Annotated in this window: 9 protein-coding genes; 4 read left to right on the top strand and 5 right to left on the bottom strand. The window is 73.3% G+C overall.

Annotated features, from left to right (window positions below):
• Window positions 1-365: 365 nt before the first annotated feature.
• On the bottom strand, window positions 366-1,397 hold the full coding sequence (locus AB0C36_RS31960; RefSeq protein WP_358360971.1) for a rod shape-determining protein: 1,032 nt from the start codon (window positions 1,395-1,397) through the stop codon (window positions 366-368).
• Between the two features lie 555 nt (window positions 1,398-1,952).
• Between AB0C36_RS31960 and AB0C36_RS31955 the strand changes: the two genes are divergently transcribed.
• The gene (locus AB0C36_RS31955) at window positions 1,953-3,521 is read left to right on the top strand and encodes a PP2C family protein-serine/threonine phosphatase (protein ID WP_358360969.1); all 1,569 of its coding nucleotides are present in this window, start codon (window positions 1,953-1,955) and stop codon (window positions 3,519-3,521) included.
• A gap of 349 nt (window positions 3,522-3,870) precedes the next feature.
• On the opposite strand, the gene AB0C36_RS31950 is transcribed toward AB0C36_RS31955, so the two are convergent.
• Window positions 3,871-5,337: a DNA-binding protein NsdB gene (locus tag AB0C36_RS31950; RefSeq protein WP_358360968.1), complete on the bottom strand. Its 1,467-nt coding sequence runs from the start codon at window positions 5,335-5,337 to the stop codon at window positions 3,871-3,873.
• Between the two features lie 652 nt (window positions 5,338-5,989).
• On the opposite strand from AB0C36_RS31950, the gene AB0C36_RS31945 reads away from it, so the two are divergent.
• The gene (locus AB0C36_RS31945; RefSeq protein WP_435839159.1) at window positions 5,990-6,991 is read left to right on the top strand and encodes a phosphotransferase; all 1,002 of its coding nucleotides are present in this window, start codon (window positions 5,990-5,992) and stop codon (window positions 6,989-6,991) included.
• 258 nt (window positions 6,992-7,249) lie between these two features.
• On the opposite strand, the gene AB0C36_RS31940 is transcribed toward AB0C36_RS31945, so the two are convergent.
• Both AB0C36_RS31940 and AB0C36_RS31935 read right to left on the bottom strand, forming a co-directional pair.
• Complete coding sequence (locus AB0C36_RS31940; RefSeq protein WP_358360965.1) at window positions 7,250-7,972, bottom strand: PspA/IM30 family protein; 723 nt, start codon at window positions 7,970-7,972, stop codon at window positions 7,250-7,252.
• Window positions 7,973-8,008: 36 nt separating this feature from the next.
• The gene (locus AB0C36_RS31935; protein ID WP_435839158.1) at window positions 8,009-10,099 is read right to left on the bottom strand and encodes a TPM domain-containing protein; all 2,091 of its coding nucleotides are present in this window, start codon (window positions 10,097-10,099) and stop codon (window positions 8,009-8,011) included.
• 128 nt (window positions 10,100-10,227) lie between these two features.
• Between AB0C36_RS31935 and AB0C36_RS31930 the strand changes: the two genes are divergently transcribed.
• A complete protein-coding gene (locus AB0C36_RS31930; RefSeq protein WP_358360961.1) occupies window positions 10,228-10,473 on the top strand; it encodes a hypothetical protein in 246 nt (81 codons plus the stop codon).
• 111 nt (window positions 10,474-10,584) lie between these two features.
• Here AB0C36_RS31930 and AB0C36_RS31925 read toward each other — a convergent pair whose 3' ends face one another.
• Entirely contained in the window at window positions 10,585-11,067 is a 483-nt protein-coding gene (locus AB0C36_RS31925) for a hypothetical protein (protein WP_358360960.1), read from the bottom strand.
• Window positions 11,068-11,219: 152 nt separating this feature from the next.
• Here AB0C36_RS31925 and AB0C36_RS31920 point away from each other — a divergent pair, with 152 nt between their 5' ends.
• Window positions 11,220-12,329 (top strand): NAD-dependent epimerase/dehydratase family protein, encoded by a 1,110-nt coding sequence (locus tag AB0C36_RS31920; protein WP_358360958.1) that lies wholly within the window; start codon window positions 11,220-11,222, stop codon window positions 12,327-12,329.
• The last annotated feature ends 19 nt before the right edge of the window (window positions 12,330-12,348 follow it).

The raw sequence follows: 12,348 nt of genomic DNA, 5'->3' as shown, positions 1-12,348 counted from the left end.
CTGGGTTTGGCCGGGCAAGGTCCGCAACGCGGCGAGCGTGCGTGCCACGGCCCGCGGGCCCGGCGAGAATGTGAAGACACGACCTAGGTCCCGGGGCTGAAGCGCACCGGACTGCGGCGCACTGGGCTCCCGCGCACCGGACCGCCGAGCAGCCGGACCTCTGGGCCTCTGGGCCTCGGCGCCCGCTGCCGTGACGCGGGCGGCCCGCCCCTGCCGTCGGGGACCAACGACACGACCGCGAAGGTACGGTCGTCGGGCGGGCCGCCTCTTCTGGGTAGCCACCATGGGGCCGCATCCATGTGGCTGCCACCGGCAGCTGTCTTGGGGAAGCCCCGCACCGGGTGCCGGTGCGTCTCCCGATGGCCTCAGGCCACCGGGGCGAAGGCCTCCGGGTCCGTGGCGGTCTCTTCCGCGGAAGACGTCTCGGCGTGCACGGGTTCGCGCGGCGGCTTGGTGGAGCGGCCGTCCATGAGCCGGGCGAGGCCGTCGATCACCCTGGACTGCGGGTCCGACGCCACGTGTACGGGCATCCCGGTCGCGGCCCCGATCATCGCGTCCAGCCCGGGGATGTGCGCCCCGCCGCCCGCGACGGTTATGCCCCGGTCGGCCAGGTCGACCACCAGGTCCGGCGGGGACCGGCGCAGTACGCCGGTGATGCCGTCGAGCAGCGAGGCCAGCGGGTTGCAGATGATGTCGCGTACGCCCGCCGACTCGACGGCCAGCGTGCGGGCGAGGCCGGTGGCGACGTCCTTGCCGATGACCGTGATGACCTCGTCGGCGTCGAGCCGGGCGTAGATCTCCCGGATCGCGCCGGTGGGCATGACGACCCCGTGCCGCGCGCGCAGGTGCTCGGCGATCGCGTGGTCGATGGCGTCGCCGCCGACCGGAAGGATCGACGCCGCGACCACGGCGCCGAGCGACAGCACCGCGATCTGCGTGGTGGCCGCGCCGCAGACCACGACCATGGCCGCCTCGGGGAGGTCGACCGGCAGGCCGCAGCCGACGGCCGCCGCCACCGGGATGTCGACCAGCTCGACGCGCCGTACGCCCAGCCCGGCCAGCGACGCGACGGCCGCCTTGCGGGTGAGCGGGCCGCTGTCGTGCGGTACGCCGACCACCGCTCGTACGCCGCCGGGTCTGCGCCAGATCGGCGCCACCCGACGGTCCACCAACTGGCGCAGCATCGACTGCGCCAGCTCGGCGTCCACGACGGTGCCGCTCGAGATCGGGCGCGCGACGCGGATATGGTCCGGCGACCGGCCGACCATCCGGGCCGCGACCGATCCGACGGCGACCAGTCCTCCGGTGCGGGTGTCCACCGCGGCGAGACTGGGTTCGTCGACGACCAGGCCGTCGTTCTTGAGGTAGACGCGGGTCCGGGACGCCCCCAGGTCCACGGCCACATGACAACGCCGCAAAGCGGCAGGATCGACTCCCACTGCATCCTCCGTTTCGTCCGGGCGTGTTCGACGGAGCCGGAACCTCGCTTGGACTGCGGATCAGGCTCCATCGTGTGCAGCTTGCGCGGCGGTCCGCGCGTCTACTGGGCCGGTCGGGTGACGACACACCGTTGGCGGGTGCCGGGTCGGCGGCAGCTAGGGGCATCGCGAGGAACCGAAGAGTTGGACGACGGCCCGCGGTTCGACCGCTCGGGGTACGCCGGCCCCCGGTGCGACGGGGCGCGGTACGTCGACTCGCGGTACGACGGAGCGCGGCATGTCGACTCGCGGTACGTCGGCCCATCGGGCGGCCGACCCGCGATGATCACAGCTGATCGTGCACGGACGCCCTCCGGCGGGCACCTCGATCGTTTTCGGTCAGCAGGTCACTCGATACGGTACGGAACCGTCAACCCGCCATCTCCCTCCACCAATGTGGTGAAATCGCCCCCGGTAGGAACGCCGCTGTGCGAGAGTCGGTGCGGCGACACGGAAGCGGGCGTAGGCGGGTGGATGCACGAGCGGCCGGAGTTCGACGCGGCGGATCTGTCGGCGATGATGACGAGGGTGGCCCGGCTGAGGTCCGAGGTCGACGACCTGCTCACGACGTACACCGCGCAGGAGTCCACACGCCGGGCGCACGTCTGCGAGTTGCTGTCGTCGAGCCTTGAGGAGTCGCTGGACCATCTCGCGCAACTGTGCGCGCCGGTACGCGAGGACGCCACCGCCCGCGACCACGACGCGTGGCCGCACGAGACGTACCGGCACGGAACGCACGCGTTCCCGGCGGTCCCCGAGGTCTTCCGGTCGCAGCGCTACCTGCGTCCGCGCCTGATCGACACCGTGGTCGGCGACACCCTGGTGCCGGCGCGCCCGGCGGCACCGCGCGACCTGCTGCTGCCGCCCGACGAGCCGGTACGCGGTCGCGGTCACGAGGACCTCGTGTCCCGCGCCGTGCCCGCGCCGCGGGCGCACGCCGGGCTCATCGCGAGCGCGGAATGGCACCTGGACACCGATGAGATCCGCTGGTCCGACGAGATGTACCTGCTGTTCGACCGCGATCCGGTGGCGGGCCCGGTACGCCTCGACGACCTTCCCCGCCATGTCCTGCCCGGCGACCTCCCCGAGGTCGAGGCTCTGGTCGGCGAGTTGCTCAACGAACTCGCGCCTGCCGAGGCGGAGTTCCGCGTACTGCGCGCGGACGGCACGACGCGTTCGCTGCACCTGATCGGCGAACCGGTGCTGGACGCCGACGGAACTCCGCGCAGTGTGTGGGCCATCCTCCGGGACGTCTCCGAACTGCGCTGGACCCAGGCCGCGTTGACCGAGGCACGCGAGCAACTGCTCGTACAGCGGCAACTCGCCCAGGCCGAGCACCGCATCGCGGCGGAACTCCAGCGCGCGGTCATGCCGCGCTGGACCCGGGCCATCGCGCTGCCCGGACTCGACGTCGCCACCCGCTACTTCCCCTCCGACGGCCTCCGGGTGGGCGGCGACTGGTACGACGGCATGGCCCTCCCGGACCGCACGGTCTTGGTCAGCATGGGCGACATGGCCGGGCACGGTCTGGCCGCCGCGGCCGGGATGACCACGCTGCGCAGCGCCCTCGAAGGGTTCGCGATCACCGGTGCCCCGCCCGGCGAAATGCTGTACTGGCTCAACCGCCTGGTCCTGCACGCCATGCCCGCCGAGGCCGTCGCGACCGCGCTGTGCGGCCGGTACGACCCCGACCGCCGGGTGCTGACCATGGCCCGCGCCGGCCATCCGCCGCTGCTGCTCTTCCGCAACGGCCACGGTTCGATCCCGGACATGCCGGGCGGCATCCTGCTGGGTGTGCACGACGAACCGCGCTACGAGGAGCTCCGCCTCGAACTCCGGGCCGGAGACCTGATGTTGCTGTTCACCGACGGCCTCGTGGAGCGCCGCGGGATCGACATCGACGACTCGATCCGGTCGCTGCTCTCCCTCGCTCCGCTGCTCACCGGGGCCGACGCGCGCTCGTGCGTGGACATCGTGGTGAGCCGCCTGGGCCACACCGATTACGAGGACGACGCCTGCGTCATGGCGTTGCGCGTGACCTAGGCCGTGTCTTCAAATTCTCGCCGGGCCCGCGAACCGTGGCACGCACGCTCGCCGCGTTGCGGACCTTGCCGCCGGGTCTGACGGCCCTCCCAAGCCAAACCCAGGCCGAGCTGCGGCCCGCGCCTTGCAAGCGCACGCACCACGGCCCGCGGGCTATCCGACGCGAATGTGAAGACACTCCCTAGGCCCACGAGCGGCACAGAGGACAGATGCACGTGTGACTCAGCATGCGTGACCTGGGCGCGCGGGACGCCACTGCCCGAAGGCGACGTGGGTAAGCGCGAGACGCGGGGAGCGAGCAGGCGGGGAGCCGGGCAGGGCCCGGAACGGTACCGGGGCCGACGCTCGGCTATGCCGTCGTCGGCCCCGTCGGCCCCCCGCCTTCGGCGATCTCCTCGTGAAGGCTTCTGATCTCCGGCACGTCCTTGTACCGCCCGGTCAGCTTCTGCATGTCCCCGAGCCGGTCCCACGTGCGGTGCGACGAGACCTCGCGTGTGGAGCGGATGGCGAGCCGGGCGTACTGCGCGCCCGCGTCGGCCTGGCCGTCGAGGAGGTACGCGGACGCCAGCGAGATCAGGTCGAACGTCTGCGATCGCTGATGGCCCTGCGCCCGCAACTCCATGGCCTTCTGGGCGTGTTCCTGCGCGGGGCGGACCGCCGACGGGTCGGTGTCGGCCAGGGTGCGGTACACCAGTGCCTGCATGCCGTGCAGGTCCGCGCTGTCGAAGAAGCCGATCCAGTCCGGGTCTTCCTGCGGCTGCGCACGTGTGAACTCGCGTTCGGCCAGGCCGAGCGTACGCCGGCACTCGACCGACTGCCCGAGTGCCGCCTGCGCCCAGGCCTCCACCGTGTGGAACATGGCCCGCGTGGTCGGCGTCGCTCGCTCCCCCGCCGTGCGCTGGGCCAGTTCGATGAGCGACAGCGCGTCGCGCGCCCGCCCCAGATGCACCATCTGCCGGGCCGCACGCGACAATGCCTCGGCCGCACGCGGTAGATCGCCCGCCTCGCGGGCCGCGTGCGCGCCGATGACGAAGTAGTTCTGCGCGGTGGGGTTCAGGCCCACGTCGTGCGACATCCAGCCGGCCAGTACGGAGAGGTTCGCCGCCACCGCCCATAGACGCTGTTTGACGGCTCCCGGATTGTCCGCGGTCAGCAGGTTGCCGACCTCGTTGAGCTGGCCGACGACGGCCTTGCGTTGGAGGCCGCCGCCCCGGTTCGCGTCCCACGCGCGGAAGACGGTGACCGCGTGTTCGAGCGCGGCGACCTCCTCCGAGCCCACGGGGCCCGCGTCGATGGGAGCGTACGAGGCACGTGCGCCGAACGCGTTGGCGCGCGGCACCGCCGTGGAGGCGCCGGCGCCCGGCGCGGACTTGGCCGTGCCGAGCCAGCGGTCGAAGTTGGTGACAAGCACGGGGCCCGCGACCAACGCGAATCCCGTTCCGACGAAGCCACGCCGATTGAGCATGAGGTCCATTCCCGTGAACTCGGTCAAGGCGTCCACGGTGCGCTTGGTGCTCCACGGCAGTTCCTCGGGAACGGCTGGTACGTGGTGCCTGGGGCGCCCGGTGAGGCCAAGATCCTCGGAGGTGACAACACGTCCGAGTCGCTCGGTGAACAGCGCCGCGAGCACGCGCGGGACGGGGTCGCGCGGGCACTCCCCGTCCTCCAGCCACCGCCGCACCCGTGAGGTGTCGGTGGCCAGTTGCGGGTGCCCCATGCCGGCCGCGCGCCGGTTGACCAGCCGGGCCAGTTCGCCCTTCGACCAACCGGTCAGCGCGAAGAGATCCACCAGTTTGGTGTTGCGCCCGCGCCGCATGTCGGCCCGCCCTTCGATTCGCCGTTCACGTTCGAGCCCCCAGGTTGCTCGGTGATTCGAGGCTAGTGCGGGGCAAGGCGCATGCCGTCGATTCGCCACAGTTCGCCAGGGTCCGCCACGTGGATCACCACCCGCGCGAGGGAGTCTCGTGGGTGATGGATCCGGAACGCGGGGCCTACCCACCCCGCGGCCGGTATCCCGGCACCGGTCCTGGGCCGACGCGACCCTGTCGCCGCGGACCGTGTCGCCGCGCAAGGCGTACGACCCGAGCACCATGCGAGCAACGCGCACGGCAGCACCACCACCGGTGCCGGCGACCGGTCGGGGCGGCCCCCAGGACGCCCCGGTCCGGCCCCGTGCGGATCCGACCGCCCCCCGGTCGACCGCGCGGCCTTTGGCGGCACCCTCCCGGATCCCCGGAGCAGGAAGGTCCTCGATGTCACCCTCCCCGTCACCCCTGGCCCGCGGCACGTCGGGCCCCACCGTGCGCGGCAGTTCGCCGCGGCCCTCCGCGTACGGCCCCGCGACCTCGCCCCCCACGCGCCGTCCCGCTCAGCCCGGTCCGGCCGGCGGCCGGGCGAACAGCCAGAGCGGGCCGCGCCCGCCCGGCTCGCCGGGGGCCGATCCGGGGCGCCAGCGCACGGGCGGCGGGGTGCCGGGGGGGTACGGTCCGGTCGGGCGCGACGCGGACGCGGCGGGACGGCGCGTACCGGCGCCGGGCCGGGGCGGTTCGCGGGACCGCACGGGGCGGGGGACGGAGGGCGGACCGCAACAGCCGCCCGTGACACCGTCGGTGGTGGCCGCCGCGGCGGCGAAAGTGTGCCCGGGATTCGTCGCGGGCGCGGTGATGCGGCGCACCCAGAAGTCGGTGCTCATGACCGGATCGGTCGGGCGCAACCCGGTGGTGGCGAAGTACCTCGTGGACGACTCCTCGCACTGGATGCAGCGGCTGAGGCACGAGATATCGGCGTACCGCACGTTCACGCGGCAGCGGCCGCCGGTGCGGGTGCCGCGGCTGTTCGGTGCGGATCCGGACCGGCGCATCCTGATCATGGAGCACGTGCCGGGACGGCCGGTGGCGGTGGAGCGGCACCCCGGGGCCGCGCTGCCGCGCGGCGACGTCCGTGCGGTGCTCCAGGCCTTCGGCGCGCTGAACGCGTGGAAGCCGCCCTCGGGTTCGTTCCAGGCGGCCTTCGACTACGTGCCGCGCGTACAGCGATACCACGCGCTCGGGCTGCTGACCGACCGTGACGCGGGCGACCTGGCGCAGCTCCTGCGCGGCCTGTCCCGCCTGCCGCTGCAACTGTGCCACGGGGACGCGTTGTTCTCGAACATGCTGCTCACCTCGCACGGACCGGCCCTGGTGGACTGGGAGTTCGTGGGCTACCACCTGCCGGGCTACGACCTCGCGGTGCTGTGGTCGCTGCTCGCCCGGGACCCGCTGACACGACGCCAGATAGTCCAGTCCGCGCAGCAAAGCGGCTCGTTCGCGCGCGACGCGTTCCTGGTCAACCTCATGCTCGTGCTGGTCCGCGAGATCCGGATCCACGACCAGGCCTCGGCGGGCGAGGACGAACGGCGACTGCTCCGCCGTCTGCACGACGACTGCACGACGGTACGCCGGGCCGTGCGTGCCGCGGTGGGAACGCACTGACCGGCGACCGAGGACGACATCGGACCGGGTCCCCGGACGGACCGGACCGTACCGCCGCGTGACACGGAAGGAGGCGGGGCCCCTGGGAGCGGATCCACTCGGGACGAACGGCACAGGAGGCCGGCGGGAGCCCACTCCCGCCGGCCTCGTGCCGCTGGCTCCGGGTTCCCGGTCAGTGTTCCAGGCCTGTGTTTCCGATCCCGGTTCCCCGTCCCCTGGTCTCGACCTCGGGCCTTGTTCCTGGGCCTTGTTCCGCGGTCAGGCGGGTGTCTTCGACTTGAGGGCGGCAAGCCGGGCCGCGACCTCGGCGTCGTCCGCGACGTCGTCCAGCGACTCGAACTGCGCGTCCAGCGACGACGCGGCCAGCTCCTCGGCACCGCGCACGCGGGCCTCCTCACGCCGCACCTTCTCCTCGAAGCGGGACACCTCGCTGGTCGGGTCCATGACGTCGACGCTCTTGAGAGCGTCGTGCACCCGCGACTGCGCCTGGGCCGACTTGGCGCGGGCCACCAACTCGTCACGCTTCCTGCGCAGTTCGTCGAGCTTCTCACGCATCTTCGAGAGCCCGTCCTTGAGCTTGTCGACCGACTGCTGCTGCGCGGCGATGGTCGGCTCGGCGGTCTTGGCCTCCCGTTCGTAGTCCAGCTGCCTGCCCAGCGCGACCTTGGCGAGGTTGTCGAACTTGTCCGCGTCGGTGGTGTCGCCCGACGCCCGGAGGGAGTCCGCCTTCTGACTGGCCGCCAGGGCTTTGCGACCCCACTCGGCGGCGGACTCGACGTCCTCGCGGTGGTCGTCCTCCATGAGCCGCAGGTTGCCGATCGTCTGGGCGATCGCGGCTTCCGCCTCACCGATGTTCTCGGTGTAGTCGCGGACCAGTTGGTCCAGCATCTTCTGCGGGTCCTCGGCCTGGTCGAGGAGGGCGTGGATGTTGGCCTTGGCCAGCTGCGTGACGCGGCCGAGGACCGTCTGCTTGCTGCTCATGTGCGCCTTGCCTTTCTGCGAACGGGTGTTGGTACGTCAGAACCGGCCGCCACCTCCCCTGCGCCCCCGCGTACCGCTGCCGCCGAAACTGCCCGGCCCGGGACCGCCGCCCCGTCCGCCGCCCCGTCCTCCGCTCCGCCCGCCGCCCAGGCCGCCGTTGATGAGGATGCCGCCGAGCACGACTCCGGCGAGGTTCCCGAACCCTCCGCCGCCGCCCCCGAATCCGCCGCCGAGTCCACCTCCGAACCCGCCGCCCGTGCCACCCGCGCCGCCGCCGTAGCCGCCGCGGAACCGCTGCACGTCCTGCTGCGCGAGGCCGATCGCCTCACCGGCCAAGGCCGCGGACCGCTGCGCCTCCGCGAGGGCCGCCACGGGGTCGGCCGACGCGCTCGCGTGGGCCTGGTCCAAGTGCCGCTGCGCTTCGCCGAGTCGGGTGCGCGCGGTGCCGCCGACCGCGCCCCGGTTCGTGGTGACGAAGTCGGACGCCGCCGCCACCTCGGCACGCGCCGCGCCGAGCGCCTGGTCCAGCCCGGCCCGGGCCCGCCGGACCCGGTCCTGTTCGTCGCGTACGTCGGCAAGTGCCTTGTCGAGCGCGGCGTCCGCCTCCTCGATGCGCCGGGCGGCGGCAATCGGGTCCGTGGGGGCAGAGCCCGGCTCCGGCTGCGGGGCGGCGTCCGCGAGTTCGCCGCGTGCCCGGGCGATGAGGCCGACAAGGGCGGGGTCGTTGCGGCCCGCGGCCACCACCGCGTCCGCCTCGGCGAGGTCGGCCCGTGTCTCCGCGATCAGGCCGGGCAACGACGCCGCCGCCGCGTCCAGTTCGGCGGCGCGCCGGTGCACGGCATCGAGGAGCTGCCCCACCTGGGCGACGGCGGCTTCCGCCGCCTGCACGGAGACCGCGGCGGGTCCGGTACGCCCGGCGGTGTGCTCGCGGTCCGCGTCCGTCAGCGCGTCCTGCACGAAAGCCAGGCGCTCGGCGGCCTGGTCCGCGTTGTCGGCGACCGGGGCGAGCGCGGAGTCCGCGTACCGCCGGGTGAGTTGCGCAAGGGTGGCGCGGGCGGGTTCGACGGCCTGGGACAACGTGGCCGCGTCCCGGGCGACCTGTGCGGCGACTTGCGGTGCGTTCGCCTCCAGGTCGCGCAGCCGGTCGAACGCGTCGGACTGCTCGTCCAGGCGCCGGTTGGCCTCGGTGCAGCGCGCGGTGATCTCGGTGAGCATGGCCCGCTTCGCGGCGTCGTCCTCGGGGACGTCGTCGTCGAGCCGCTGCCGGATCCGGAACGCCGCGCCGAGTTCCGTGCGGGCGAAGTCCAGGGCGGCGGCGAAGGGGACGACCGCTTCCTCACCGAACTCTGCGGTGGCGAACCCGAGTTCCTGCTCGCTGGTGCGCACCGCGTCGTCGGTCTCGACGAGCAGGCGACTCGCGGACTTGTCCAGCTCCGCGAGCGGGACACCGCCGGGTACGGGCGCCGCGCCGGTCTCGTCGCGGCCGGCGCGGCGGTGCCGTACGAACAGGTAGCCGCCCGCGACCGCCACGCCGCCGACCGCGACGGCGGGGACCCAGCCGGGTACTCCCCCGCCGTCACCGCCGTCGCCGTCCGGGTTCGCGGCCCCCGGGACGATCGGTCCGGGCACGACGGGCGCGCCGGAGAGCATGGCCGTGTAGCCGTCGGCCGCGCCGATCGCCGCCCCGGCCCAGTCGTTCTCCCGCAGGTGCGGCTCGATCGCGATGCGCGAGACCTCGTCGACCTGCGCTTCGGTGAGCCGCGCGGCGTTGTCGACGGAGACGTAGTACTGCCGGGCCCCGGTGGCGACCGCGAGCAGGAGGTCGTCGCGGCCGAGGCCGTTGCGGACGGCGGTGGTGTTCGCCCAGGCCGCGGGGCTCTGCCCGGAGAAGTCACGCACGTACACGACGAAGAGTTGCAGGCGCTGGGACTGGTCCAACCGGGCGAGTGCCGTCTCGACCTCGTCCTTGCGGCCGTCGAGCGCGCCGACCTTGTCGGTGACCTGGCCGGAGGAGAGCGTGACGGGGCCTTCGGCGTGGGCGGCGGGTGCGGGGGTGCCCGGCAGGGCGGGCAGCGCGGCGAAGCCGAGGATGACGGCGGCCGCGAACATCCGTGCCAGCCGCCGCATGCGCTCCCAGCCCTCCGCCGGTCCCCGGCGGTGCGCCCGGGATCTCCTGTGCACGCACGCTAACCCGACATTTCGGGTGCGGCGACCCGAACCGGGCGACTTGGAGGGGCTCGCGTAGATTGGCGGCCATGCCGGAAGACGCCCGTGGACGGCTTGTCAGCGATCCCTTCGAATACCGCGTGACCAAGGACCGGAAGGTGCTGGTGTCGCGCGGTGGCCGCCTGGTCGTGACCGTCTCGGGGGCCGCCGCCGAGCGGCTCGCCACGGGGATCGAGGCGGCGGAGGCGGCCGGGGACGCAACCGCCGTGCAGCACCTGCCGGCCCGGGCGACGGGCAACTACCGCCGCGGGAACGAGAAGCGCGCCACCCGCTGAGGCGCGGCGGCATGGGTGCGGCGGCGTGGGGCGTGGGTGCGGCGGCGGAGACGGGGCGGCGGCAGGAGGCGCGGCGGCGCAGCCGCCCGGAGCACGGCCGCGCGCGGCGGCTCAGACCTTGAAGGACTCCGCCGGGATCGGCTTGAGCAGCGCGAAGATGTCGTCCGTGATCGGCCGGTCCCACGACACGACGCGCACCTGCACGTCGTCGCTGCGGTCGAACTCGACGCAGGCGAGCCGCCCCTCGGCGTACTTGACGCGGCGCACGACGAGCAGCCCGTCGTCCTGCATCACCGGGTGCTCCTCGACGCCCAACTCCTCCGGCATCTCCTCGTGCCCGAGGGCGGCGACCAGCTGCTGTGCCTCGATACGCCCGACGCCCTCGGCCCGACCCGGGGATCCGGCCGGCAGGTTGCCGATCAGCATCGCGGGGCCGCGGCCGGCCAGCAGGTCGTACCGAACGAAGATCCCCTGGCAGCTGCCGTCGGCGCCCGGCAGGATGTGCACGACCACCGACCCCGGCCAGTCGGTGAAGGGGATGGCGAGAACGTCGAAGTCCGGCCCGGCGGGCGGGCGGCGGCGCAGGAAACCCATGGGTCCATGCTACGGCGTGCACCGGCACCCGATTGCCGCGAGGGCCGCCGCGGGATCGCCCTTGTACCCGTGCCGACCTGCGGATACGGTCGCCCCGTCGTGGTAGCTGACTGCGTCAAGTATCTGGCGGTCCCGCGGGAGGGCGACAGCACATGGGCGAACGGATCCTCGTTGTCGGCGGCACCGGCCCGACCGGCGTCCCGCTCGTGCGCGGGCTGGTTGCCCGCGGGCACGAGATCAGCATCCTGCACCGGGGGACGCACGAGTCGCCGGAGACCCCCGAGGAAGTGCGGCACGTGCACCTAGACCCGTACGACGAGGGGGCGCTGCGGGAGGCCGCGGCCGGTCCGGCGTACGACATGGTCATAGCGATGTATGGGCGGCTGCGCCGCATCGCCGAGGCGTTCGCCGGCCGCACCGGGCGGTTCCTGTCGGTCGGCGGCGTGCCGGCGTACCGCGGCTGGATGAACCCGGAGGTCGCGGGCCCGGCCGGACTGCCCGTCCCGGTCGGCGAGGACGCGCCGCTGGTGCGCGACGCGGCCGAGGACGCCAAGGGGTTCCGCATCGTGCGCACCGAGGAGGCCGTGTTCGCCCATCACCCGCGGGCGACCCACGTGCGCTATCCCTACGTGTACGGCCCCCGCCAACTGGCGCCGCGTGAATGGTGCGTCGTGCGTCGGGTGCTGGACGGCCGCCGCCGGATCGTGCTGGCCGACGAGGGTCTGACCCTGCACCACCACGGCTATACCGAGAACCTCGCGCACGCGCTGCTGCTGGCCGTCGACCATCCCGAGCGCAGCGCCGGGCGCATCTACAACGCCGCGGACGACGAGGTGCTGACGGTCCGCCAGGTGGTCGAGACCGTGGCCGCGGCACTCGGCCACAACTTCGAGATCGTCTCCATGCCCTTCGAACTCGCGGTCCCTGCACGCCCGTTGCTGATGCAGCCGTCGCCGGCGCACCGCGTGCTCGACCTGTCGCGGCTGCGCGCCGACCTGGGGTACCGCGACCTGGTGGCCCCGCGGACGGCGCTGGAGCACACGGCGCGCTGGCTCGCCGAGAACCGGCCACTGCCCGGCGGCGCCGAAGAGCAGGTGCTCACCGACCCGTTCGACTACGCGGCGGAGGACCGGCTCATGGACGCGTGGTCCGATCTGCGCGACAGCCTGCCGGACGCGGGCTTCGCGACGATGCCGGGGTTCGGGCTCGCGTACAGCGGCCCGGGCGGACGACCGCGCAGCAAGCCGGAGTTCATCGCCTGAGGCACCGCACGGCACACCC

Source organism: Streptodolium elevatio (genome assembly GCF_040649515.1).
Taxonomy (GTDB): domain Bacteria; phylum Actinomycetota; class Actinomycetes; order Streptomycetales; family Streptomycetaceae; genus Yinghuangia; species Yinghuangia elevatio.
Note: the sequence above shows the minus strand (reverse complement) of the source record. Positions and strands in the feature narration are given on the sequence as shown.